20 protein-coding genes are annotated in these 23577 nt (G+C 65.3%); 11 read left to right on the top strand and 9 right to left on the bottom strand.

What is annotated here, in order from left to right; all coding sequences use genetic code 11:
* The first annotated feature begins 9 nt into the window (after window positions 1–9).
* From preA to DNK89_RS09060, 4 genes are all read left to right on the top strand, one after another.
* Complete coding sequence (gene preA, locus DNK89_RS09075) at window positions 10–1323, top strand: NAD-dependent dihydropyrimidine dehydrogenase subunit PreA (RefSeq protein ID WP_015012632.1); 1314 nt, start codon at window positions 10–12, stop codon at window positions 1321–1323.
* A 221-nt stretch (window positions 1324–1544) separates the two neighbouring features.
* Window positions 1545–3002, top strand: a complete 1458-nt coding sequence (locus DNK89_RS09070) for an NCS1 family nucleobase:cation symporter-1 (RefSeq protein WP_015012633.1) — start codon at window positions 1545–1547, stop codon at window positions 3000–3002.
* 79 nt (window positions 3003–3081) lie between these two features.
* Window positions 3082–4533 (top strand): dihydropyrimidinase, encoded by a 1452-nt coding sequence (gene hydA / locus DNK89_RS09065; protein WP_110959769.1) that lies wholly within the window; start codon window positions 3082–3084, stop codon window positions 4531–4533.
* Between the two features lie 26 nt (window positions 4534–4559).
* Window positions 4560–5816: a Zn-dependent hydrolase gene (locus DNK89_RS09060; RefSeq protein WP_110959863.1), complete on the top strand. Its 1257-nt coding sequence runs from the start codon at window positions 4560–4562 to the stop codon at window positions 5814–5816.
* 77 nt (window positions 5817–5893) lie between these two features.
* Here DNK89_RS09060 and DNK89_RS09055 read toward each other — a convergent pair whose 3' ends face one another.
* The 4 genes from DNK89_RS09055 to DNK89_RS09040 form a co-directional block, all read right to left on the bottom strand.
* On the bottom strand, window positions 5894–6931 hold the full coding sequence (locus DNK89_RS09055; protein ID WP_110959768.1) for a bifunctional nicotinamide-nucleotide adenylyltransferase/Nudix hydroxylase: 1038 nt from the start codon (window positions 6929–6931) through the stop codon (window positions 5894–5896).
* 226 nt (window positions 6932–7157) lie between these two features.
* Window positions 7158–8858 carry an NAD+ synthase gene (locus DNK89_RS09050; protein WP_110959767.1) on the bottom strand — a complete coding sequence of 567 codons (1701 nt, stop codon included), beginning with the start codon at window positions 8856–8858 and terminating at the stop codon, window positions 7158–7160.
* A 4-nt stretch (window positions 8859–8862) separates the two neighbouring features.
* A complete protein-coding gene (gene pncB, locus DNK89_RS09045; RefSeq protein WP_110959766.1) occupies window positions 8863–10062 on the bottom strand; it encodes a nicotinate phosphoribosyltransferase in 1200 nt (399 codons plus the stop codon).
* Between the two features lie 46 nt (window positions 10063–10108).
* Window positions 10109–10951 carry a cysteine hydrolase gene (locus tag DNK89_RS09040; protein WP_110959765.1) on the bottom strand — a complete coding sequence of 281 codons (843 nt, stop codon included), beginning with the start codon at window positions 10949–10951 and terminating at the stop codon, window positions 10109–10111.
* A 174-nt stretch (window positions 10952–11125) separates the two neighbouring features.
* On the opposite strand from DNK89_RS09040, the gene DNK89_RS09035 reads away from it, so the two are divergent.
* The gene (locus tag DNK89_RS09035) at window positions 11126–11803 is read left to right on the top strand and encodes an NUDIX hydrolase (protein WP_203422222.1); all 678 of its coding nucleotides are present in this window, start codon (window positions 11126–11128) and stop codon (window positions 11801–11803) included.
* A gap of 159 nt (window positions 11804–11962) precedes the next feature.
* On the top strand, window positions 11963–13204 hold the full coding sequence (locus tag DNK89_RS09030; RefSeq protein WP_110959764.1) for a diguanylate cyclase: 1242 nt from the start codon (window positions 11963–11965) through the stop codon (window positions 13202–13204).
* Window positions 13205–13232: 28 nt separating this feature from the next.
* Here DNK89_RS09030 and DNK89_RS09025 read toward each other — a convergent pair whose 3' ends face one another.
* The 3 genes from DNK89_RS09025 to metK all read right to left on the bottom strand — a co-directional run bounded on the left by DNK89_RS09025 (window position 13233) and on the right by metK (window position 15491).
* On the bottom strand, window positions 13233–13691 hold the full coding sequence (locus tag DNK89_RS09025) for a hemerythrin domain-containing protein (RefSeq protein WP_110959763.1): 459 nt from the start codon (window positions 13689–13691) through the stop codon (window positions 13233–13235).
* A 38-nt stretch (window positions 13692–13729) separates the two neighbouring features.
* Window positions 13730–13915, bottom strand: a complete 186-nt coding sequence (locus DNK89_RS09020; protein WP_010462162.1) for a DUF1328 domain-containing protein — start codon at window positions 13913–13915, stop codon at window positions 13730–13732.
* Between the two features lie 394 nt (window positions 13916–14309).
* The gene (metK, locus tag DNK89_RS09015; RefSeq protein ID WP_110959762.1) at window positions 14310–15491 is read right to left on the bottom strand and encodes a methionine adenosyltransferase; all 1182 of its coding nucleotides are present in this window, start codon (window positions 15489–15491) and stop codon (window positions 14310–14312) included.
* A gap of 132 nt (window positions 15492–15623) precedes the next feature.
* Here metK and DNK89_RS09010 point away from each other — a divergent pair, with 132 nt between their 5' ends.
* Window positions 15624–16487: a lysophospholipid acyltransferase family protein gene (locus DNK89_RS09010; RefSeq protein ID WP_110959761.1), complete on the top strand. Its 864-nt coding sequence runs from the start codon at window positions 15624–15626 to the stop codon at window positions 16485–16487.
* Window positions 16484–17365, top strand: a complete 882-nt coding sequence (locus DNK89_RS09005; RefSeq protein WP_110959760.1) for a lysophospholipid acyltransferase family protein — start codon at window positions 16484–16486, stop codon at window positions 17363–17365. Before DNK89_RS09010 ends, DNK89_RS09005 begins: the two co-directional genes overlap by 4 nt.
* Window positions 17366–17413: 48 nt before the next feature.
* On the opposite strand, the gene DNK89_RS09000 is transcribed toward DNK89_RS09005, so the two are convergent.
* Together DNK89_RS09000 and yihA are read right to left on the bottom strand one after the other, a co-directional pair.
* The gene (locus tag DNK89_RS09000; RefSeq protein WP_110959759.1) at window positions 17414–18322 is read right to left on the bottom strand and encodes an alpha/beta fold hydrolase; all 909 of its coding nucleotides are present in this window, start codon (window positions 18320–18322) and stop codon (window positions 17414–17416) included.
* A 50-nt stretch (window positions 18323–18372) separates the two neighbouring features.
* A complete protein-coding gene (yihA, locus tag DNK89_RS08995; RefSeq protein ID WP_110959758.1) occupies window positions 18373–19128 on the bottom strand; it encodes a ribosome biogenesis GTP-binding protein YihA/YsxC in 756 nt (251 codons plus the stop codon).
* A 72-nt stretch (window positions 19129–19200) separates the two neighbouring features.
* Here yihA and DNK89_RS08990 point away from each other — a divergent pair, with 72 nt between their 5' ends.
* The 3 genes from DNK89_RS08990 to ccsB all read left to right on the top strand — a co-directional run bounded on the left by DNK89_RS08990 (window position 19201) and on the right by ccsB (window position 23476).
* On the top strand, window positions 19201–19830 hold the full coding sequence (locus tag DNK89_RS08990) for a cytochrome c (RefSeq protein ID WP_015012649.1): 630 nt from the start codon (window positions 19201–19203) through the stop codon (window positions 19828–19830).
* A 146-nt stretch (window positions 19831–19976) separates the two neighbouring features.
* A complete protein-coding gene (locus DNK89_RS08985) occupies window positions 19977–22130 on the top strand; it encodes a cytochrome c biogenesis protein ResB (protein WP_110959861.1) in 2154 nt (717 codons plus the stop codon).
* Window positions 22127–23476 (top strand): c-type cytochrome biogenesis protein CcsB, encoded by a 1350-nt coding sequence (gene ccsB, locus DNK89_RS08980; protein WP_110959757.1) that lies wholly within the window; start codon window positions 22127–22129, stop codon window positions 23474–23476. The genes DNK89_RS08985 and ccsB overlap by 4 nt, the downstream gene beginning before the upstream one ends.
* Window positions 23477–23577 lie beyond the last annotated feature (101 nt).

The following is a 23577-nucleotide window of genomic DNA, read 5'->3' as shown; positions in this document are numbered from 1 at the left end:
GAGCACCCCATGGCAGACATTCGCAGCAATTTTCTGGGCATCCAAAGCCCCAACCCCTTCTGGCTGGCCTCCGCACCACCCACGGACAAAGAGATCAACGTCACCCGCGCCTTTGAAGCGGGCTGGGGCGGCGTGGTGTGGAAGACGCTGGGCGAAGACCCACCGGTGGTCAACGTCAACGGCCCGCGCTACTCCACGCTGATGTCGCAAGACCGCCGCGTGATCGGCCTGAACAACATCGAGCTGATCACCGACCGGCCGCTGCACACCAACCTGGAAGAGATCAAGCGCGTCAAACGCAACTGGCCGGACCGGGCCATGATCGTTTCGCTCATGGTGCCCTGCGTGGAAGAGAGCTGGAAGAACATCCTGCCGCTGGTGGAAGACACCGGCGCCGACGGCATCGAACTCAACTTCGGCTGCCCGCACGGCATGAGCGAGCGCGGCATGGGCGCGGCCGTGGGCCAGGTGCCTGAATACATCCAGATGGTCACGGCCTGGTGCAAGCACTACAGCAAGCTGCCCGTGATCGTGAAGCTCACGCCCAACATCACCGACGTGCGCCACCCGGCGCGTGCGGCCAAGGCGGGCGGGGCCGATGCCGTGTCGCTCATCAACACCATCAACTCCATCATGGGCGTGGACCTGGACCGCATGGTGATGAGCCCGAGCACGGACGGCTGGGGCTCGCACGGCGGCTACTGCGGCCCTGCCGTCAAGCCTATCGCGCTGAACATGGTGGCTGAGATTGCGCGCGATGCACAGACCGCCGGTCTGCCCATCAGCGGCATTGGTGGCATCACCACCTGGCGCGATGCGGCCGAGTACATCGCGCTGGGCTGCGGCACGGTGCAGGTGTGCACCGCCGCCATGGTCTACGGCTTCAAGATCGTGCAGGACATGTGCGATGGCCTGTCCAACTTCATGGACGAGCACGGCTACGCCACGCTCGACGACTTCAAGGGCCAGGCCGTGCCTACCGTGAAGGACTGGAAGAACCTCAACCTCAACCACATCGAAAAAGCCGTCATCAACCAGGACGCCTGCATCCAGTGCGGCCGCTGCCATGTGGTGTGCGAAGACACCTCGCACCAGGCCATCACCTTCACCAAGGAAGGCGGCGTGCGCAAGTTCGAAATCAACGAGGCCGAGTGCGTGGGCTGCAACCTGTGCGTGTCGATCTGCCCCGTGCCCGAGTGCATCACCATGCGCGCGCTGGAGCCGGGCGAAGTCGATGTGCGCACGGGCAAAAAGGTGACGGGCGAATACGCCAACTGGACCACGCACCCCAACAACCCGCAGCGCGTGTCTGCAGCCGCTTGATATGTGCCCCTGCGTGCGTTTGCCACAGGCCCCGCAAGGCGTTGCGGCAGCACCCGTTGTGGTGCCGATTTGCAACGCATGCTGCACTGCATCTGGTGCAGTTCTTGCGTGATCTCTAGCATCGCTCGCTTCCCTTTGCCCGCCATCTGCCAGCGTGAGGGCGCTGGAACAGACAGCGGGTTGTGTGCAACCCCAACGACGTCTTTGACAGGAGTACAGGCATGACCAACAGTACCGGCAGCGCGGCCCATGTGGCGGGGCTGATGCCCGGCGATGCATCCAACACGCTCGCCAATGAAGATCTGCTCCCCACCACCGCCGCGCAGCGACACTGGACGTGGAAGGACTTTGCCGCGCTCTGGGTGGGCATGGTCGTGTGTGTGCCCACCTACACCATGGCCAGCTCCATGCTGGACCAGGGATTTACCTGGCAGATGGCGGTGTGGCTGGTGTTCCTGGCCAACTGCATCGTGCTGGTGCCCATGGTGCTCATCGGGCGCGTAGGGCCCCGGTACGGCGTTCCGTTCCCGGTGCTGGCGCGTGCATCGTTTGGCGTGAAAGGCGCCAACCTGCCCGCCGTGCTGCGCGGCCTGGTGGCGTGTGGCTGGTTTTCCATCAACTGCTACTTCGGCGCGTTGGCGCTCCATGGGTTCCTCAACATCCTAGGCATGGGGCTCGCGGGACCGGCCGATGGACAGACCATCAGCACCTCGCAGTTCATGTGCTTTCTGGCGTTCTGGGCGGTGCACATCTGGTTCATCTGGAAGGGGCCGGAATCCATCCGCATGCTGGAGGTGATTGCGGCGCCGCTGATGATCATTGCGTCCATCGCACTGGTTGTGGTGCTGATGATGAAGGTGCCCTCGGGCCAGCTCTTCAACCTGCCCGCCAAGGTGGTCGAGGGTGGCCCCAAGACCTGGGCGGCGCTCACGGGCCTGGTGGGCTTCTGGGCCACGCTGGCGCTCAACATCCCGGACTTCACCCGCTTTGCCAAATCGCAGAAGGACCAGGTGGTGGGCCAGGCCATCGGCCTGCCCATTCCCATGGCGCTGTTCTCCATGGTGGGCGTTATCGGCTTCTCTGCCTCGGCCATCCTGTACGGCAAGGCCCAGCTGTTCCCTGATGGTCTGCTCACGCAGATGGGCAGCGTGGCCGCAGGCCTGGGTCTGCTGGTGATCTTGCTCGCCAACCTCACGACCAACGTGGCCGCCAACCTGGTGTCGCCGTCGTATGACTTCAGCCAGTGCGCGCCGTCCAAGATCAGCTTCCGCATGGGCGGCCTGATCGCTGCGGGCATCGGCCTGCTGTTCATGCCCTGGAAGCTGCTGGCCACATCGGGCGGCTACCTGTTCACTTGGCTGGGCGGCTACGGCACGCTGCTGGGCGCCATCGCGGGCATCCTGCTGGTGGACTACTACCTGGTGCGCAAGAGCGAACTGAAGGTGGACGACCTGTACCGCCGTGGCGGTGAATACGAATACAGCAACGGCTGGAACCTGCAGGCCCTGATCGCCTTTGCACTGGGCGTGCTGCCCTGCCTGCCGGGCTACCTGGCTGTGTCGGGTGTGGTGGACAAGGCGGGCATGCCTGCCATCTGGCTGTCGCTGTTCGACTCGGGCTGGTTCTTCAGCCTGGCGGTGGCCGGCACGTACTACTACCTGACGGCCAAGAAGAAGTGATGCCCCGGACCCTGCCTGGGCCTGGTGCCAGCGCAGGGTCCGTTTTTTGATTTGATCCGTATCCCTGAAGGAGACCCCCATGACCCAAGCCCTTGTGATCCGCGGTGGCACCGTGGTCAACGCCGACCGTGAACAGCGCGCCGATGTGTTGTGCGTCGATGGCCGCATCGTGGCCGTGGGGGAGGACGCAGCGGCCCAGGCCCCTGCGGGTGCAGAGTCGCTGGACGCCAGCGGCCAGTACGTGCTGCCCGGCGGCATTGACCCGCACACGCACATGCAATTGCCGTTCATGGGCACCGTCACCATGGACGACTTCTTCACCGGCACGGCCGCCGCGCTGGCGGGCGGCACCACGAGCATCATCGACTTCGTGATCCCCGACCCGCAGGAGCCGCTGATGGACGCCTACCGCAAGTGGCGCGGCTGGGCCGAAAAATCGGCGGCCGACTATTCCTTCCACGTCGCCGTCACCTGGTGGAGCGAGCAGGTGCGCGCCGACATGGGCACGCTGGTGCAGCAGGAAGGCGTGAACAGCTTCAAGCACTTCATGGCCTACAAGAACGCCATCATGTGCGACGATGAAACGCTGGTGAACAGCTTCAAGCGCGCGCTCGAACTGGGCGCCATGCCCACGGTGCATGCCGAAAACGGCGAGCTGGTCTACCTGCTGCAGCAAGAGGTCGCCAAGATGGGCATCACCGGCCCCGAGGGCCACCCGCTCTCGCGCCCGCCCATGGTCGAGGCCGAGGCCGCCAACCGCGCCATCGCGATTGCCGATGTACTGGGCGTGCCCATCTACGTGGTGCACGTGAGCTGCATGGAGTCGGCCGACGCCATTGCCCGTGCCCGCGCACGTGGCCAGCGTGTGTACGGCGAGGTGCTGGCGGGGCACCTGCTGGTGGACGACAGCGTGTACCGCGACCCCGACTTTGCCAAGGCCGCCGCCTATGTGATGAGCCCGCCCTTCCGCCCCAAGGGCCACCAGGAGGCGCTGTGGCGCGGCCTGCAGTCGGGCCAGCTGCACACCACGGCGACGGACCACTGCACCTTCTGCGCCGCGCAAAAGGCCATGGGCAAAGAGAACTTTGCCAAGATTCCCAACGGCACGGGTGGCGTAGAAGAGCGCATGGCCGCGCTGTGGGATGGCGGTGTGAACACGGGGCGTCTCACGCCCTCCGAGTTCGTGGCCATCACCTCGGCCAACGCGGCCAAGCTGTTCAACATCTACCCGCGCAAGGGCTATATCGGAGAAGGCGCCGATGCCGACCTGGTGCTGTGGGACCCCCAAGGCACCAAGACCTTCTCGGCCAAGACGCAGTTCAGCAAGGGCGACTTCAACATCTTTGAAGGCCGCACCGTGCGCGGCATTCCCAGCCACACCGTGAGCCAGGGCCGCGTGGTGTTTGCCAATGGCGACCTGCGCGCCGAGCAGGGCAAGGGCCGCTACATCAAGCGCCCGGCGTTTGGCGCCAACTTCCAGGCCGTGCAAAAGCGTGCGCAGGACCTTGCCCCCACGGCCGTTGCGCGCTAACCGTTGCAATGCAACCGGAGAACACCATGGACACCAAAGTCAAACCCAACATCGAGAACCTGCGCATCAACGGCCAGCGCCTGTGGGATTCGCTCATGGAGCTGGCGCAGATCGGCGCCACCCCCAAGGGCGGCGTGTGCCGCCTGACCCTCACCGACCTGGACAAGCAGGGCCGTGACCTCGTCACCCGCTGGGCGCGCGAGGCGGGCATGACCGTGACCATCGACAAGATCGGCAACGGCTTCATGCGCCGCCCCGGCCGCAATAACAGCCTGCCACCCATCATGACCGGCAGCCACATCGACACCCAGCCCACGGGCGGCAAGTTTGACGGCAACTACGGCGTGCTCGCGGGCATCGAGGTGGTGCGCACGCTGAATGACCACGGCATCGAAACCGAAGCCCCCATCGAAGTCGCGTTCTGGACCAACGAAGAAGGCAGCCGCTTTGTGCCGGTGATGATGGGCTCTGGCGTGTTCGCCAAAGCCTTCACGCTGGAACACGCCTACGCCGCGACCGACACCGAAGGCAAGACGGTGAAGGGCGAGCTGGAGCGCATCGGCTACATCGGCGACCAGGAGCCGGGCGACCACCCCATCGGCGCGTACTTCGAGACCCACATCGAACAAGGCCCCGTGCTGGAAGACAACGACAAAACCATCGGCGTGGTCAGCGGTGTGCTGGGCATCCGCTGGTTTGACTGCACCGTCACCGGCATGGAAGCCCACGCCGGCCCCACCCCCATGGCCCTGCGCAAGGACGCCATGCTGGCCGCCACGCGCATCATGCAAGACGTGGTGGCAGCAGCCCACCGCCACCCGCCGCATGGCCGGGGCACCGTGGGCATGGTGCAGGTGTTCCCCAACAGCCGCAACGTGATTCCCGGCCGGGTCAAGTTCAGCATCGACCTGCGCAACAGCACGGACGAACTGGTGGACGCCATGGCCGCCGAGGTCAAGGCCTTTGCCGACCAGGTGGCCAAGGAGCATGGTGTGCAGGTGCACATCGAGATGGTGTCCAGCTACCCCGCGCAGCTCTTCCAACCCGAATGCGTGGATGCGGTGGGCCGCGCCGCGGCCAAGCTGGGCTACAGCCACATGCCCGCCGTCTCAGGTGCAGGGCACGACGCCGTCTACATGGCCAAGCTCGCACCCAGCGGCATGATCTTCATCCCCTGCAAGGACGGCATCAGCCACAACGAGATCGAGGACGCCAAGCCCGAGCACATCGAGGCGGGGTGCAACGTGCTGCTGCATGCCATGCTGGAGCGCGCAGGGACCTAGTGCTATAGAAAATATAGCTGTTTGGGCATGATTTTTTAGCGCTTGCACCCGTTTTTCTACCAAACGGGTGGAGCGGTTCAGTCCAGCTTCGTCAGCCCCAGAAAGTGGTCCAGCATGTGGAAGTGGTCTTCAAAGAATTCCTCTTCCATGCCTGCCAGCTGGTCGATGCGTGTCCACTGCACCAGCGCCGCATCGTCATCGGCTTGCACCACCGGGAAGGGCGCATCGCCCAGGTCGAAGTAGTGCGCATGTGTGATGGTGCGGCCGCGCTGGCTGCGGTCGGGGTGGTCGAACACGGCCACCGACTGCAGCGCGGCGCGCATGGTGGCCTCGGGCAGGTGGCAGTGGGTTTCTTCCACCAGTTCGCGCAGGCAGGACTGCCACACGGTTTCTCGCTGCTCGATGAAGCCGCCGGGCACGGCCAGCTGGCCTTTGCCGGGCGCGTGGGCGCGGCGGATGAGCAGCACCTGGTCCTGGCAGCGCAGCACGGCGTCTACCGTCACGAACACGGGCGGATAGGGCGCGGCAGACCAGGCCTGGCGGTAGCCGCGCAGCATGCGCCACTCCTCCTGCAGCGCGGCGTAGTGCGGCGTGTGCACAAAGGCCTGCAGCTGGGCCATCGTGCTCGCCGGGATTTGCGCGGCCAGTGGCGCCAGGGCTTGGTCCACCGTGTCGGCTGTGGCGCCAAAGTAGGCGTCGCGGATGGTGGTGGCGTCCATACTGCCCTGGCGGGGCAGGTCGATCAGCGCCCAGCTGGGGAAGGCGCGCAGGTAGCTGCTGGTCGCGTCCTTGAAATGGCCCACCAGCGCGATGCGGTCGCCGGGCTGCGTGTGCCGCGCCACGCTGCGGCGCACGGCCTGCACCCACACGGCTTCGTTGTAGTAGTCGCGCACGGGCAGCACGCGCACACGGCTGCGGTCGGCAGGGGGCAGTGCATCACGCAGCATGGCCTCGCGCTCTGCCCAGGTGAAGGGGTTCTTGGGCGAGCGGGCCTGCCAGGCAGAGCCCACCACCACGATGACCTGGGGCGCCATGCGCAGGGCCTCGTGCAGCAGGGCAAGGTGGCCGCTGTGCACGGGTTCAAAGCGGCCGATGAGGAGGGCGGTGTCGTACATGGGTCTCCAAAATTTTGAGGTTTTGGCCTCTTGCGCTCGTCCATCATGCGCTTATAGCTACGATTTTAGTAGTGAATCCCTTTGGCGAATGGGGCGCGCCGCTTGGTACCGGCGCGGCCCCAGCCAGCGGACGCCGCGCAAGGGCCGCCCCGCCGCGCTGGCGTCGTCCCCCTTCCCACGCGCAGCGTGAGAGAAGGGGGAAGCCGCGAAGCGGCTCAGGGGGTTGTCACACATACCTTGCGGCGATGGGCATCTGCCGACCGCTGCCAAATGCGCGTGGCCGCACGCGCAGGATGGGCGGCGCCTGGCGGCGTTTGTACTCGTTGCGTGCCACCATCATGCGCACCCGCTGCACCAGGGCGCGGCCTGCGCCGTCGGTCTGCAGCTGCGCCACGAACGCCTGTGCGGCGGCCAGTTCGGGGGCCGACAGGCGCTCGCCTTCGATGAGCAGCTTGAGCACTTCGTCCAGCACGGGGTAGGGCGGCAGGCTGTCCACATCGCGCTGGCCCGGGGCCAGTTCGGCCGACGGTTCCTTATCAATGATGGCCTGCGGGATCAGTTCGCGCCCCGCTTGTTCGTTGACATGGCGCGACAGCGCAAATACCTCGGTCTTGTACAGGTCGCCAATCAGCCCCAGGCCGCCGTTGGTGTCGCCATACAGCGTGCAGTAGCCCACCGAGATTTCGCTCTTGTTGCCCGTGGTAAGCAGCAGGTGGCCGAAGGCGTTGGAGTATTCCATCAGCACCGTGCCACGGATGCGGGCCTGCAGGTTTTCGAGCGGGAGGCCCTGCAGCGGCTGGCCGAAGCTGCCCTCGAACTGCTTTGCGTAGCCTGCTACCAGCTCGGCAATCGGGTGGGTGTGGAGCTGCACGCCCAGGTTCTGGCACAGCGCCACCGAGTCATCGACCGAGCCGCTGCTGGAGTAGCGCGAGGGCATGGTCACGCCCACCACGTTCTTGGGTCCGAGTGCTTGCGTAGCCAATGCCAGCGTGAGTGCGCTGTCGATGCCACCCGAGCTGCCCACCACCACCTGCTTGAAGCCGCAGCGCCGTGCGTAGTCTTTGAGGCCCAGCAGGATCTGCTGGCGGTAGAACTCCATGGTGGGGAGGCCCTCGGCGGGCACGCGCGCTGGCGCCTGGCCGTCGGCGGTGAGGAAGTGGCCGTTGTCAAACCGCAGCGTGCGCAGGTCCTCCACAAAACGCGGCGCCTCGAACACGATGCCTGCTTCGGGCTCGGCCGCGAACGATGCGCCGTCGTACACCACCTGGTCGTGTCCGCCGACCTGGTTCACGTACAGGATGGGCAGACCGTGGCGGCGCGACGAGCCGCCGAAGATCTGGTGCCGCTGCTCGCGCTTGCCCACGTGGCTCGGGCTGGCGTTGATGCTGATGACCAGGTCGGGCGCAGCGTCGCGCAGGCGCTCGAAGGGGTTGGTGGCGTAGTCGGCGCCGTGGTCGTTCCAGCCGTCCTCGCACACCAGCAGGCCCACCTGTGTGCCGCCAATGCGCAGCACCTTGGCCACGTCTGGCCCAGGCTCGAAGTGGCGGCGTTCGTCAAAGATGTTGTAGGTGGGCAGCAGCTGCTTGGCGTATTGCAGGCGCACGGTGCCGCCCTGCAGCACCAGCAGGCTGTTGTGCAGGCGCTTGCCCGGGCCTGTGGCGGGCGTGGGCGCGCCCACTACCCAGTGCAGCGCGGGCAGCTCGGCCGATGCCTTCTGCAACGCCGCCAGGCCGTCCTGCACGCGTTGCAGGAAGGGCGGCTCGTCCAGCATGTCACCGGGGTAGTAGCCGCACAGCGCGAGTTCGCTGAACACGATGAGGTCGGACTGCTCGCGGGCGGCCTGCTGCGCGGCGGCCACCATGCGGGCCACGTTGCCCTCGATGTCGCCGACGGTGAGGTTGAGCTGGGCGATGGTGATACGGAGCATGGTGTCAGTCCTTCACGTTGAAGACTTGGCGCAAGTAAGCGAGGTAGGTTTCATCGTCACACAGCGTCTTGCCCGGTGTGTCCGACAGCTTGGCCACCGGCTGCCCGTTGGCGCGCACCAGCTTCATCACGATGTTGAGCGGCTTCATCTCCGGGGCATCCCCCATGTCGTTGGTGAGGTGGGTGCCAATGCCAAAGCCCAGCTGCGTGCGGTCGCCAAAGTGGCGGTACAGCGCCAGCGCCTTGGTCAGTGTGAGGCCGTCGGAGAACACCAGCCGCTTGGTGTGCGCGTCGATGCGCAGTTTGGCGTAGTGCGCCAGCGCCTTCTCGCCCCAGGCCACCGGGTCGCCCGAGTCGTGCCGCAGGCCGTCGAACAGCTTGGCGAAGTACAGGTCAAAGTCGGCGAGGAAGGCGTCCATGCCCACGGTGTCGGTCAGCGCAATGCCCAGGTCGCCCCGGTACTCTTGCACCCAGTCTTCGAGCGCCGCCTTTTGAAAGTCGCGCAAGCGCACGCCCAGTGCCTGGTAGCTTTGCAGGTATTCATGCGCCATGGTGCCGATGGGCACCAGGCCCAGGTCGCGCGCCAGCAGCACGTTGCTGGTGCCCTTGAACCACTGCGGCGCTTGTTCTGCAAAGGTCTTGACCACCTCGCGCTGCCAGGCGCCGCTGTAGCGGCGGCGCAGACCAAAGTCGAACAGCTCAAACGGGTGGCGCAGCGTGGCCTGCTGTGCCAGGTTCTGCAGCTGCCGCACCTTGACCGCCAGCCGCTCGCGGCCGCTGGCGAGGGCGGCGCTAGCGTCGAAGCGGCGGAAGTACAGCTCGTTCACGATGGCCAGTATGAAGATCTCGAAGCCCATCACATGCACCTGGGGCCCCTGCGCCACGATGTGCAACTGGTCGCCCTCGGCCCAGGCCCGGATGAAGCTGCGCTGGAACTGGAAGATGCGCAGAAAGTCGATGAAGTCGCTCTTGATGAACCGCAGGCCGCCCAGGTAGGCCAGCTCGTCTTCGCTGAAGCGCAGGGTGCACAGGTGGTCCAGCGCGGCGTTCACCTCGGGCAACAGCTCGGCCAGCGGGTAAATCGGCTGGTTGCGGCAGACGAAGCGGTATTCGCTCTGCGTCTGTGGATGCCGGTGCAGCAGCGCCTGCCACATGGTGAACTTGTAGAGGTCGGTGTCGAGCAGGCTGGTGATGACGGGGGCCATGATTTTGCTCCTGAATGGATAGCTGCCAGGGTAATAAGTAAAAGCGCTACAGGCTGATTTCGTGCATGGATGCCAGTTGCGCACCGGCCTTGCGCATCCCGTCCTGAAACGCCTGGTGCTGCGCTTCAAATCCCGTCACGGGGCTCATGCCGTCCGTCAGCAGCACGATGCGGCTGGCCTGCCAGCCGGGCACCAGGTGGGGCAGGTGCTGCACGATGTGTTCGGTGGTCGAGCGCACGCAGTGGCTGCTGGCCTCGCCTGCAATCAACAGCACATCGGCCTTGCCCAGCGACTGCAGCAGGACGGTGTTGAGCGCGGTGCTGGTGTCGTCCGCATCGGGCACCTCGGCCTCGATGGCGCTGTAGTGCTCCGTCCAGGGGTTGGTGCCCTTGAACACATTGCGCACCGCGCGCTGGCGCTGCAGCTGCCAGTCGCCACAGGCGGCCAGCACATCGGCGTGGATGCCGTGGCCCCAGCTGCCCACCTCGCAGTGCACGGGCCAGACCATGAGCGTGTAGCGGCCCTGGGCTTCCAGTGCGTCCAGGTAGGCCAGCGTGCGGGGCAGGGCGGCCGCATCGCGCGGCGCGAAGTCGCCTGCACGCACCTGGGCGGCAGTGATGGGAGTGAAGGGTGCCACCTCTGCCCCTGCGCCGGTCTGCCAGAAGCCGGGGTGGGCGATGTCGAAGCGCTGGTGCGAATCGAGCGTGACGGTGATGGCGTCGAGCTGATGGCCCTGGGTGCGAATGAAGGCCGCCAGGCGCTGCATGTCGGCGTGGGCGCCCGCCACGGGCAGGCTGGGCGTGCTGCCTGCGGGGCGGTCGCTGGAGGGTAGGTCGCAGAAATCGTTTTGGGGGTCGATCACCAAAAGCTGGGTGGTGCGCGTGGCCATGGTCTTTCTCCTTCGCTGTGACTGCAGTTTAGGTTTGTTAGATTAATTTTGCAACTAAGTAATTTGCAAGCCAATGTTTCAGATGAGAACGGTAGTGGCTGAATCGAGCTGCTTTCCTGCGGACTGGCTTGGTGGTAGCCTTGTTCGTTCAAAGTTGCAATGAACTAAAGCCCCGTGACCACCGAGAGCATTCCCGCCGTGATCTGCACCGTAGACGTGGTGCTGCTGACCCTGGAGCAATCCACGCTGAAGGTGGCCCTGGTGCGGCGCGAGCGCGAGCCCTTTGCCCAGGCGCTGGCGCTGCCCGGCGGCTACATCCATGCACAGGACGATGTGGACGCCCAGGCCAGTGCCGCGCGGGTGCTGCGGGACAAGGCCGGGCTCGAAAGCCCGTACCTGGAGCAATTGGCCACCTTCACCGGTGCGGTGCGCGACCCGCGCGGCTGGTCTGTGGCCGTGGCCTATTGCGCCCTGGTGCCCGCCACCGTGCTGGCGCAGGCTGCGGGGCGGGTGGAGCTGGTGGCGGTGGATGCGCTGCCGCCATTGCCTTTCGACCACCGCCAGATCATCGATACCGCTGTGTCGCGCGTGCGCAGTAAAAGCCAGTATTCGTCGCTGCCCGTGCACCTGTGCGCCGAGCCCTTCACGCTGCCGCAGCTGCAGGCGGTGTACGAAGCGGTGCTGGGCGAGCCGGTGAACAAGGTGAGTTTTCGCCGCAAGGTGGATGAGCTGGCCATGCTGGAGCCCGTGCCCGGCGCGCTGCAGATGGGCGGCGCACACCGCCCTGCGCAGCTGTACCGGGTGCGCCCGGCCTACCGGCGGCAGCTGTCGCTCAGTGCCCGGGGGTTGTAGCGCGGCCTCCTCGCGCACAAAACATTGGACCGCCGCGCCCAAATCTGGCACAAACGCAAACTTTGTGTTCCACGAATGGTGGTCGCGCGCGGTCGGGTGCTCCGGCGCCAGGACTGCCTCATTGAAATACCGGCCCTGCGCCGGACCTGAGGGAGAACCATGTCTTTGCGGCTCAAATTCAACCTGGTGCTGGCGGGCGTGCTGCTGCTGGCGGTGCTGGGCGCGGGCGCCTATGTGCACCGCTTCCTGCAGCAATCGGCCATCGAGGAGGTGCAGCACAACTCGCAGATCATGATGCACGCCGCCATGGCCATCCGCGACTACACCACCGAGCTGGTCAAGCCGCACCTGGATGTGACGCTGGCCGAGAAATTCCTGCCGCAGACCGTGCCCGCTTATGCCGCCACCGAAACGCTGCGTCGGCTGCAGAACCGGTTTCCTGGCTATGAGTACAAGGAAGCGGTGCTCAACCCCACCAACCTGCGAGACCGCGCCAACGAATGGGAGGAGCGCATCATCAGTGACTTCCGCGAAGGCCGCGCCGACCTCAAGAAAGAAGTGACGGGCGAGGTGGGCGAGGGCATGCACCGTGCGATGTATGTGGCGCGCGCCATCACCATCAAGCAACCCCAGTGCATGGCCTGCCACAGCACGCCCGCCGTGGCGCCCCCCACCATGCTGAAGGTCTATGGCGACAAGAACGGTTTTGGCTGGGGCATGAACGAAACCGTGGGCATCCAGGTGGTGAAGGTGCCGATGTACTTTCCGCTGGAGAAAGCGCGCCAGACCTTCAACACCGTGATGGCAGCGCTGGTGGGCAGCTTTGTGCTGTTGTTTGTCGGCCTGAACCTGTCGCTGTCGTCGCTGGTGATCGAGCCCATGGCGCGGCTGAACAGCAAGCTGGAAGACCTGGCCACCAAGGACTTCCTGACCGACCTGGTCAACCGCCGCCGGTTCTTCGAACGGCTGGAGGCCGACATGGCCGAGACGCGGGTCAAGAAGAGCCAGCTGTCGGTCGTCATGTTCGACATCGACTTTTTCAAGCGCATCAACGACACCTTCGGGCATGACTCGGGCGATGTAGTGCTGAAGAACACGGCGCTGCGCGTGCGCGAACTGCTGCGCTCGTCCGACTGCGCCGCGCGCTTCGGGGGCGAGGAGTTCATCATCCTGCTCAAGGAAACCCCGGTGGATGCCGCCATGGCCATGGCCGAGGCGGTGCGGGCCCGTATCGCGGGTGTGCCGTTTGACGCCGTGGGCCATGTGAGCGCCAGCTTTGGTGTGGCCACCTGGGACCACAAGGAAGACAGCCACGCCCTGATCAAGCGTGCGGATACGGCGCTTTACAAAGCCAAGTCCAGCGGTCGCAACTGCGTGGTGCAGGCCGAAGACGCCGCCTGATTTGCGGGCGCTGGACGTTAGTTAGGCGTCAGGCCGTCGCGGCCAGGGCTTCTTCGTAGTCCGCCCGGTAGTCAGCAGCCAGCGCGGTTTTCTGCTTTTCCGTCAGCAGTTTGCCCGCCATCTGGAAGAAGCGGTGTTCTTCTTCTTTCAGGTGGTGCTCTACCTTCTCGGCCAGCTTCTTGGCCAGGGGTAGCCATGCAGGGCTGGAGGGCTCGGTGTCTTCGAGCGACTCCACCAGCTCATCGATCTGGTGGTGCTCGGAAATGGCGTGGCGCGACAGATCAATGCCTGCGTCGTGCGCCATCAGCGGGATGTAGAAGTGGCGGTCCTCCGCCTGGGCGTGGGCGGCGAGCTCCTTCTTGAGCCGATCGAACAGATCGCGCCGCTCGGGCGTGTCGCCGCTGGTGTTGGTGAGTGCGCTGTACAGCGCGCGCTGGCGCTCGTGGCTTTCGCGCAGGGCTTCGAAGATGTTGGTGGTATCAGTCATGGTGGGCTGTGCAGTGGTGCGGAGGGCGGCGCGTGGCCTTACTTGAGCACCTTGCGGGCAGCGCCCACGCCGATGGCGGCGAGCACCACAAACACCACGGCAATCACCAGGAACAGCACAAACAGGACCTTGGCAATGCCCGCCGCGCCTGCGGCAACCCCGCTGAAACCCAGGGCCCCGGCCACGAGGGAAATCAGGGCAAAAATGATGGCGTACTTCAGCATGGTGGTCGCTCCTTGCAGTGGATGTTGAGGCAGCTCGGGGCTGCGGAAGGTGTGCAGGAACGATACCGATGGGCGGTAGTGCGCGCCGTCAGCGCAGGCGTGCGGCAGGTGTAGGAGAGTGCCGCTGGCGGGCTGCGGTGAAGCGCCAAAAGAAAAGCCGCAACGCGGGGCGTTGCGGCCTGGGAGGTGGGGCGGCTTTGGCGGTGTTTGGGTCTGCGCTCACATCGCTGGCGCGATATGAACAGCGCACGAAGACCGATACCGCGCGACTCGCGCTGCGGGCTTTACAGCCTTGCCCGTACGTTGGCTGCGGCACGGGCCTTGTGGCCCTTCACATCGCTGCGCGATATGAGCCTGCGCCGAAAGCCGGACAAGCTCGCTTCGCTCGGAGCCTTTACAGGCCCGCTGCTGCGCGCAGCGCAGCCGCCTTGTCCGTCTTTTCCCAGCTGAACTCGGGTTCCTCGCGGCCGAAGTGGCCGTAGGCGGCCGTCTTTTCGTAGATCGGACGCAGCAGGTCCAGCATCTGGATGATGCCCTTGGGGCGCAGGTCGAAGTGTGCGCGCACCAGCTTGGCGATCTGGTCGTCGGGGATGATGCCCGTGCCTTCGGTGTAGACCGTGATGTTCATCGGCTCGGCCACGCCAATCGCGTAGGCCACCTGGATCTGGCACTGGCGGGCCAGGCCTGCGGCCACGACGTTCTTGGCCACGTAGCGGGCAGCGTAGGCGGCCGAGCGGTCCACCTTCGTTGGGTCCTTGCCACTGAACGCGCCACCGCCGTGGGGGCAGGCACCGCCGTAGGTGTCCACGATGATCTTGCGGCCCGTGAGGCCGCAGTCGCCCTGTGGGCCGCCGATGACAAAACGTCCGGTGGGGTTGATCAGGTAGCGCGTGTCCTGGATCCATTCCTTGGGCAGCACGGGCTTGATGATCTCTTCGATGATGGCTTCGGTGAACGAGGCCTTCATCTTGGTTTGCGTTTCGCTCTGGTCAGGGTGGTGCTGGGTGGAGAGCACCACGGTGTCGATGCTGTGGGGCTTGCCGTCCACATACCGCATCGTCACTTGCGACTTGGCGTCAGGGCGCAGGAAGGGCAGGCGGCCATCCTTACGCAGCTGGGCCTGGCGCTCGACGAGTCGGTGCGCGTAATAGATGGGCGCGGGCATCAGTTCGGGCGTTTCATCGCAGGCGTAGCCGAACATCAGGCCCTGGTCACCGGCGCCCGTGTTCAGGTGGTCGTCGCTCGCGTGGTCCACGCCCTGGGCGATGTCGTTGGACTGCTTGTCGTACGCCACGAGCACGGCGCAACCCTTGTAGTCGATGCCGTAGTCGGTGTTGTCGTAGCCGATGCGCTTGATGGTGTCGCGCGCCACCTGGATGTAGTCCACATGCGCGTTGGTGGTGATCTCGCCGGCCAGCACCACGAGGCCCGTGTTGGTCAGCGTTTCTGCGGCGACGCGGCTGCGGGGGTCTTGTTTGAAGATCGCGTCAAGAATCGCATCCGAAATCTGATCGGCCACCTTGTCGGGGTGGCCTTCGGAGACGGATTCCGAGGTAAAGAGAAAGTCGTTCGCCATTTGAATAAACTCCTGTGTTCCGGCATTTGGGGCGTTGCCCTCACCCCGAAGGAGATCTGGCGAACGCTTTAGCAGATTTTTTTAACGTCGCCCTGCAAGTTGCTCATTTAACTCAGCGACCCCGTTATTTTAATGCCAGTCGTCTTCCGATTCTTTTCCGTATTTCCACTGTGGTTGCTGCACATCATGGGCGCGGCCATGGGCTGGGTGGCGTTTGTGGCGTCTCCCACCTACCGGCGCCGGTTTCTTGCCAACTCGGCGTTGGCGGGCTATGCGTTTGGCGATGTGCGCGCCGCTGTGGCCCATGCGGGCCGCATGGTGGCCGAGCTGCCGCGCCTGTGGATGGGCGCGACCATGCCCTGCGCACTCACGGGCGAGGCCTGTGTGGAACAAGCCTACGCCGCCGGTCGCGGCATCGTGTTTCTGACCCCACACCAGGGGTGCTTTGAGCTTTCGGCCCAGGCCGCCGCGCGCCGCTGGAGCGCGGAGCGTGGCCCCATCACCGTGCTGTACCGCCCGGCGCGCCAGGCCTGGCTGGCCAAGGTGATGGAGACCGCCCGCAACCGCCCTGGCATGCTGGCCGTGCCCACCACGCTGGCGGGGGTGCGCCAGATGATCAAGGCCCTGCGCCGGGGTGAGGCCGTGGGCCTGCTGCCTGACCAGGTGCCACCCGAGGGGCAGGGCCAGTGGGCTCCATTTTTTGGGCGCGACGCCTACACCATGACCCTGGCCGTGCGCCTGGCGCAACAGACCGGCGCGACCGTGGTGCTGGCGCGCTGCGAGCGCCTGCCCTGGGGGCGTGGCTATGTCACGCATTTCGAGCCACTTTCCGTGCCGCTGTCCGCCGGCATGGACCAGGCCGTGCTGCAAATCAACCAGGCCATGGAACATCTCATCCGCCAATGCCCCGAGCAATACCTGTGGGGCTATGGCCGCTACAAGCAGCCGCGCGGCGAGGCTGCTGCGGCGGAGCCGGCCGCAGGGGGCGCAGCATGAAGGGCCTCACAGGGCGTTTGGGCGTGGGGTTCATGCGGGTGCTGGCGCTGCTGCCGCTGCCGGTGTTGCGCGGCATGGGCTGGCTGCTGGGGCAGGTGGCGTTTGTGCTGGTGGCGCCCCGCCGCAAGGTGGCGCTGCGCAATCTGGCGCTGTGTTTTCCTGACTGGACCGAAGCGCGCCGCCGCGCCGTGGCGCGGGCCAGCTTTGTCGCGTTCTGCCAGACCTGGCTGGACCGCAGCTGGCTGTGGGCCGCGCCGCGTTCGGTGGTGGAGCAGCGTGTGCGTTTGACCGGAGCGGTGCACGAGCTGGAGGGCGACACGCCCACGATTCTGTTTGCGCCGCATTTCTACGGCATGGACGCGGGGGGGCTGGCCTTGCCGCTGCGCAGCAGCCGTGCGTTCACGTCCATCTTTGCCACCCATCCTGATCCGGCGGTGGATGCCTGGTTCATGGCGGGGCGCCAGCGCTTTGGCGATGTGCGCATGCTCAACCGTTCGGACGGCGTCAAACCCATCATCGCCAACCTGCGCAAGGGCGGCTTGCTGTACCTGCTGCCCGATATGGACTACGGCCGCAACGATTCGGTGTTTGTGCCGTTCTACGGCGTGACGGCAGCCACGATTCCGTCGCTGTCGCGGTTTGCGCGGCTGGGCCGCGCCAAGGTGGTGGGCGTGTATTCGCGCATGACGCCCACCGGGTACGTGGCCGAGGTTTCGCCCGCCTGGGCCAACTACCCCACCGATGATGCCGAGGGCGACACGGCCCGTATGAACCGCGAACTGCAGACCGTGATCGACACCATGCCCGAGCAGTACTACTGGGTGCACAAGCGCTTCAAGACCCGCCCGGAGGGCGAGCCCTCGGTGTATTCCCGTTGAAATATCAGCAAAAACAGCCTGATGCGCTAGTGCATCATGCGCTGATAGCTATTGTTTGGATAGCAAAAAACGCTGCAGCTCCACGGCCACGCGTTCGGGGTGCTCGTGCACGACCCAGTGTGATGCCTGCTCTACTTGCTGCACCTGCAGCCGGGGAATCCAGCCGGGCAGGCCGTCGAGCAGGCCAGGCAGCAGGGCCGGGTCGTCCATGCCCCAGAGCACCAGCGTGGGCACGTCCACCGTCAACATCGACTCGGGCAGGGTGATGGCCTGGGCGCCTGGGTCGCCCTCGCGCGGCGGACGGATGGGGCTGGCGCGGTAGTAGTTGCAGGCACCCTGCAGCCCTTGCTGCCACAGGGCGCGGTACTGGGCGCGCACCTCGTCGGTCAGCCATGCGGGCGCGCTGCCATCTGGGGCGTTGAAAAAGGCAAACAGGCGGCGGAAGTCGTCTTCGGCCAGCAGGGCCTCGGCATCGGGCCTGCACAAGAAGTGCATGTACTGGCTGCCCGCCTGCTGGGCTGCGTTGTGCGACAGCTCGCGCACAAACGCGCCGGGGTGGGGCGAATTGATGATGGCCAGGCGCTTCATCAGCTGGGGCTGCTGGTTGGCCAGGTTCCACGCCACGGCGCCGCCCCAGTCATGCGCAATTAGGCATTCCAGCGCGCTGCCGGGGCATTCGTGGGCGATCAGTGCCACCAGGTCCTGCACCAGGTGCTTGGCGCGGTACGCGTCCACCACCTGCGGGCTGCTGGACGGGCCAAACCCGCGCAGGTAAGGCGCCACGCAGCGGTAGCCGCCGTTTTCGGGGCGGGCAAAGTGCAGCAGCAGTTCGTCCCAGATGAAGGCCCCCTCGGGGAACCCGTGCAGGAACAGCAGCACCGGGCGCCCGGGGATGCCGCTCACGCGGCAGTGCAGGGTGATTCCGTGGGGGAGGTCAACAGGGCAATCTTGGATCATGGCGCTATGCATTCTGTAGCTGCCAGCGCATGATGCAATTGCGCTTGCGGCTAGTTGGTCTCGGATTCGCTGGTGGGCGAAGGCTGTACGGGGCCGCTACTGGCCGCAGCCGCAGGGGGCTCTTCGGCGAGGGGCTTCACCGGGTGCGCCCACTGCCACAGCAACTGGGCCACTTCATCCACCCCTTGCTTTTTGAGGGCCGAGAACATCTTCACCTCGCCACCGCCGGCGTGCAGTCGCGTAATCGACAGCACCTTGGCCTGTTCGGCGCGCGTGAGCTTGTCGGCCTTGGTCAGCACGATGAGGAACTTGAGGCCTTCTTCCACGCGGGGGCGCACCACTTCGAGCAACGCCTCGTCCAGTTCGGTCAGGCCCAGGCGGGGGTCGCACAGCAGCACGATGCCCGTGAGGCCGGGGCGGCTGACCAGGTAATTCACCATCACTTGCTGCCAGCGCACCTTGTCCGAGCGCGACACGGCGGCGTAGCCATAGCCGGGCAAGTCGGCCAGTACGGCGTCCATCACCCCTTGTTTGCCCAGCGAGAACAGGTTGATGTGCTGGGTGCGCCCAGGCTTCTTGGAGGCAAACGCCAGCTGCTTTTGCTGGGTGAGGGTGTTGATGCAGGTGGACTTGCCCGCGTTGGAACGGCCCACGAAAGCGATTTCGGGTACGTCGATGGGCGGCAGGTGGTGCAGCTGCGCCGCCGTGGTGAGGAACCTGGCGGTGTGCATCCAGCCCATGGCGATTTTGGCGTCAGGTGCGGGCGGGAGAGAGCCAGCAACTGGCGCAGAGGGGGGTGTCGTCATGGGGAGTTGGGAGAGAAAGAACCATCATTGTAGAATCGCGAGGTTTTGCGCACATAAACACACACCCTCGATATGAAGTTGCTCGCCTCATTGCTGACGGCTGCCGCACTGGCAGCACCTGTTTTTTCGGCCTTTGCAGCGGGTGACGCACCCAAAGCGGCCAAGCCGGATCTCGTCAAGGGCGAGGCCAGCTTCACTGCGGTGTGTGCGGCCTGCCACGGCGCAGACGGCAACTCGGCCATCGCGGCCAATCCCAAGCTGTCGCAGCAACACCCCGAATACTTGGTCAAGCAGCTGCAGGAATTCAAGTCCGGCAAGCGCAACAACGCCATCATGAAGGGCTTTGCTACGGCCCTGTCGGATGACGACATGCGCAATATCGCCTACTGGCTCACGTCCAAGCCCGCCAAGGCCGGCTTTGCCAAGGACAAGGACCTGGTGGCCATGGGTGAACGCATCTACCGCGGCGGCATTGCCGACCGCCAGATCGCCGCGTGCGCTGGCTGCCATAGCCCCAATGGCGCTGGCATCCCTGCGCAGTACCCCCGCCTGTCGGGCCAGCACGCCGACTACACGGTGTCGCAGCTGAACATGTTCCGCGACGGCTCGCGCGCCAACAGCATCCAGATGACCCAGGTCGCCGCCAAGCTCAACGACAAGGAAATCAAGGCCGTGGCGGACTACATCGCCGGCCTGCGTTGAGTGATTGCTTGATATTTGTCATGCCCCGGCCTGATTGACCGGGCGGCACGGAACCTACCGCCAATAACAACCCCAAAAAGGGCGGGTCCATCGCAGCGATGGTCCCGCCCTTTTTCTTTCGCGCTTCGCAGACACCGCACCCACCCATGTCCGACAACACCCAGGGCCTTCGCATGAAGTCCGGCTCCCAGGCCCTGCGCGCCGGGGTCGAGCTGCTGTCTTCGATGCGGTTCGCCATCTCGCTGCTGACGGTGATCTGCATCGCCTCGGTCATCGGCACGGTGCTCAAGCAGCACGAACCTTCGGCCAACTACGTCAACCAGTTCGGACCGTTCTGGGCCGAGTTGTTTGGCGCCATCCAGCTCAACGCGGTGTACAGCGCCTGGTGGTTCCTGCTGATCCTGGCGTTCCTAGTGATCAGCACCTCGCTGTGCATTGCCCGCAACACGCCCAAGATCCTCACCGACCTCAAGGTCTACAAAGAGAACATCCGCGAGCAAAGCCTGAAGGCGTTTCACCACAAGGCTGAGGCTGCGCTCAGCGACTCTGCCGAGGCCGAGGCACGTCGCATTGGCACGCTGCTGGCGGGTGGCGGATGGAAGGTGCGCCTGCAGCAGCGCGACACTGCCGCCGGCCCAGGCACCGGCTGGATGGTGGCGGCCAAGGCGGGGGCGGCCAACAAGATCGGCTACATCGCGGCGCACAGCGCCATCGTGCTGGTGTGTGTGGGTGGCCTGCTGGACGGCGACCTCATCGTGCGGGCGCAGATGCTGCTGGGGGGCAAGTCGGTCTACACCGGGGGCGGACTGATCGCCGATGTGAAGCCCGAGCACCGCCTGTCCGAGCGCAACCCCACCTTCCGGGGCAACCTGCTCGTGGCCGAGGGCACGCAGTCGAGCACGGCCATCCTGAGCCAGTCCGACGGTGTGCTGCTGCAGGACCTGCCGTTCGCGATCGAGCTCAAGAAGTTCATCGTGGAGCACTACTCCACAGGCATGCCCAAGCTGTTCGCCAGCGAAATCATCATCCACGACAAGGACACGGGCGAGAAAACGCCCGCCCGTGTGGAGGTGAACCACCCGGCCAGCTACAAGGGTATTGAGATCTACCAGTCGAGCTTTGACGACGGCGGCTCGCACCTCAAGCTGCGCGCCGTACCCATGGTGGCGGGGGCCAAGCCTTTCGATGTCGAAGGGGTGGTGGGCAACTCCACGCAGCTCACCAACAAGGGCGGCGGCCCCGGCAGCGATACGCTGACGCTGGAGTTCACGGCGCTGCGCACCATCAACGTCGAGAACTTTGGTGGCGCTGGCCCGGGCGGTAGCGGTGCCGACGTGCGCAAGGTGGACCTGCGCGAGTCGGTGGAGTCGCGCCTGGGCGCCGCCAACAAGACCGTCACCAAGAAAGAACTGCGCAACGTCGGCCCCAGCGTGAGCTATAAGCTGCGTGATGCGGCCGGACAGGCTCGGGAGTTTCACAACTACATGCTGCCAGTGGACACCGGCGACGGCGTGCCGGTGTTCCTGCTGGGGGTGCGCGAGTCCCCGGCAGAGCCCTTCCGCTACCTGCGGGTGCCGGCGGATGACAAGGGCAGCATGGACGGTTTCATGCGCATGAAGGCTGCCCTGGCCGACCCCCAGGCCCGGGAGCAGGCGGTACGCCGCTACGTGTCCCAGGCCATGGATGCCTCGCGCCCCGATCTGGCCGAGCAACTGCAGCAGTCAGCTGTGCGCGCACTGGCGTTGTTCGCAGGGCGTGGTGTGGTCGATGGCAAGCCCACGGGCGGGCTGCAGGCCATCTCGGACTTCATGGAGGCCAATGTACCCGAGGCGGAGCGTGCGCGCGCAGGTGAGGTGCTGGTGCGCATCCTGAACGGCACGCTGTTCGAGCTGGCCCAGTTGACCCGCCAGCGTGAGGGCCTGCCGCCGCTGCCGCAGGACGAGCAGACCCGGGGTTTTATGACCCAGGCCGTGCTTTCGCTCAGCGATGCGCAGATCTACCCAGCGCCGCTGGCGTTTGAACTCAAGGACTTCACCCAGGTCCAGGCCAGCGTGTTCCAGGTGGCGCGAGCCCCTGGCAAGAATGTTGTCTATCTGGGCTGTGCCTTGCTGATCCTGGGCGTTTTTGCCATGCTCTACGTGCGCGAGCGGCGCGTGTGGGTCTGGGTGGCCCCGCAGGATGGCCGCACCCACGCCACCATGGCCCTGTCCACCAACCGCAAGACCATGGACGGCGACCAGGAGTTTGTCCAGCTCGCACAAAAACTGATCGGGGCGTCGCCCCGCGAAGGCACCGCATGAACACCGCGACTTCTACCTCGACCGCTACCACGATCACCCTGAACGAGGGGTTCTTCTCTCGCCGCAACTGGTTGGACTGGCTGTTTGCCGCCATCGTGGCCGTGGGCGGGCTGTATGCGTTGCAGCGCTATGGCGCCTTCATGGATGTCTATGAAAAGGGCATTTTGCTGGGAGCCATCCCGTGCACCATCTGGCTGGGCTGGTTCTGGCGCCCGCTGCGCGTGCTGATGCTGGTGGTGGCGGCCGTAGCGCTCATGGCCATTGGCCTGTACCAGCAAGACGGGGCGGGCAGCCTGGCGCGGGCGGACACGGTGTTCGGCCTCAAGTATTTCCTGTCCAGCCAGTCGGCCATCCTGTGGATGAGCATGCTGTTTTTCATCAGCACGGCGTTTTACTGGGTGGGCATGTTTGCGCGCGGTGAAGGCAAGACGATGAGCATGCTGGGCTCGCGCATTGCCTGGGTGGCGGTGGCGATGGCGCTCATCGGCACGCTGGTGCGCTGGTACGAAAGCTACCTGATTGGCCCGGACATCGGCCACATCCCGGTCAGCAACCTCTACGAAGTGTTCGTTCTGTTTTGCTGGATGACGGCCGCGTTCTATCTGTACTACGAGCAACAGTACGACACGCGCGCGCTGGGTGGTTTTGTGATGCTGGTGGTCAGTGCTGCCGTGGGTTTCTTGCTCTGGTACACCGTGGTGCGCGAGGCGCATGAGATCCAGCCGCTGGTCCCCGCGCTCAAGAGCTGGTGGATGAAGCTGCACGTGCCTGCCAATTTCATCGGCTATGGCACGTTCGCGCTGTCGGCCATGGTGGCGTTTGCCTACCTCATCAAGCAGCAGGCCACCGAAACCCGCTGGTACAAGCTGGCGCCGCTGTGGCTGCTGGGTGTGGTGCTGTGTTTCGAGCCCATCGTGTTCCGCCAAGGGGCGACGGAAAACGGCGGCAGCTACTGGATGGTGTACTTTGGCATTTCGGCCTTCATCGTTGCGGGCATTCTGCTGGGCCGCAAGCGCATCGCGGCGCGCCTGCCCTCGTTCGAGATCCTGGACGACGTGATGTACAAGTCCATCGCCGTGGGCTTTGCCTTCTTCACCATCGCCACGGTGTTGGGCGCGCTGTGGGCGGCCGAGGCCTGGGGCGGCTACTGGAGCTGGGACCCGAAGGAAACCTGGGCCCTGATCGTCTGGCTCAACTACGCGGCCTGGCTGCACATGCGGCTCATGAAGGGCCTGCGCGGCACAGTGTCTGCCTGGTGGGCGCTGGTGGGGCTGGCAGTGACGACCTTCGCGTTCCTGGGCGTCAACATGTTCCTGAGCGGCCTGCACAGCTACGGCACGCTCTGAGAGGGCGAGCGCTGTTGACGATCCCCGCCAGATCGTCAACGGGCGCGGCGGGCATGTCGGGCATTTGCAGGTGCACAGCAACTATTGCGTCTTCGGTGTAA

The organism is Acidovorax sp. ST3 (assembly GCF_003231145.1).
In the GTDB taxonomy this organism is placed as follows: Bacteria; Pseudomonadota; Gammaproteobacteria; order Burkholderiales; family Burkholderiaceae_C; genus Acidovorax.
Note: the sequence above shows the minus strand (reverse complement) of the source record. Positions and strands in the feature narration are given on the sequence as shown.

Coding starts and splice junctions, on each gene's coding strand:
- preA (WP_015012632.1), top strand. CDS start 10: ATGGCAGACATTCGCAGCAATTTTCTGGGCATCCAAAGCCCCAACCCC.
- DNK89_RS09070 (WP_015012633.1), top strand. CDS start 1,545: ATGACCAACAGTACCGGCAGCGCGGCCCATGTGGCGGGGCTGATGCCC.
- hydA (WP_110959769.1), top strand. CDS start 3,082: ATGACCCAAGCCCTTGTGATCCGCGGTGGCACCGTGGTCAACGCCGAC.
- DNK89_RS09060 (WP_110959863.1), top strand. CDS start 4,560: ATGGACACCAAAGTCAAACCCAACATCGAGAACCTGCGCATCAACGGC.
- DNK89_RS09055 (WP_110959768.1), bottom strand. CDS start 6,931: ATGTACGACACCGCCCTCCTCATCGGCCGCTTTGAACCCGTGCACAGC.
- DNK89_RS09050 (WP_110959767.1), bottom strand. CDS start 8,858: ATGCTCCGTATCACCATCGCCCAGCTCAACCTCACCGTCGGCGACATC.
- pncB (WP_110959766.1), bottom strand. CDS start 10,062: ATGGCCCCCGTCATCACCAGCCTGCTCGACACCGACCTCTACAAGTTC.
- DNK89_RS09040 (WP_110959765.1), bottom strand. CDS start 10,951: ATGGCCACGCGCACCACCCAGCTTTTGGTGATCGACCCCCAAAACGAT.
- DNK89_RS09030 (WP_110959764.1), top strand. CDS start 11,963: ATGTCTTTGCGGCTCAAATTCAACCTGGTGCTGGCGGGCGTGCTGCTG.
- DNK89_RS09025 (WP_110959763.1), bottom strand. CDS start 13,691: ATGACTGATACCACCAACATCTTCGAAGCCCTGCGCGAAAGCCACGAG.
- DNK89_RS09020 (WP_010462162.1), bottom strand. CDS start 13,915: ATGCTGAAGTACGCCATCATTTTTGCCCTGATTTCCCTCGTGGCCGGG.
- metK (WP_110959762.1), bottom strand. CDS start 15,491: ATGGCGAACGACTTTCTCTTTACCTCGGAATCCGTCTCCGAAGGCCAC.
- DNK89_RS09010 (WP_110959761.1), top strand. CDS start 15,624: ATGCCAGTCGTCTTCCGATTCTTTTCCGTATTTCCACTGTGGTTGCTG.
- DNK89_RS09005 (WP_110959760.1), top strand. CDS start 16,484: ATGAAGGGCCTCACAGGGCGTTTGGGCGTGGGGTTCATGCGGGTGCTG.
- DNK89_RS09000 (WP_110959759.1), bottom strand. CDS start 18,322: ATGATCCAAGATTGCCCTGTTGACCTCCCCCACGGAATCACCCTGCAC.
- yihA (WP_110959758.1), bottom strand. CDS start 19,128: ATGACGACACCCCCCTCTGCGCCAGTTGCTGGCTCTCTCCCGCCCGCA.
- DNK89_RS08990 (WP_015012649.1), top strand. CDS start 19,201: ATGAAGTTGCTCGCCTCATTGCTGACGGCTGCCGCACTGGCAGCACCT.
- DNK89_RS08985 (WP_110959861.1), top strand. CDS start 19,977: ATGTCCGACAACACCCAGGGCCTTCGCATGAAGTCCGGCTCCCAGGCC.
- ccsB (WP_110959757.1), top strand. CDS start 22,127: ATGAACACCGCGACTTCTACCTCGACCGCTACCACGATCACCCTGAAC.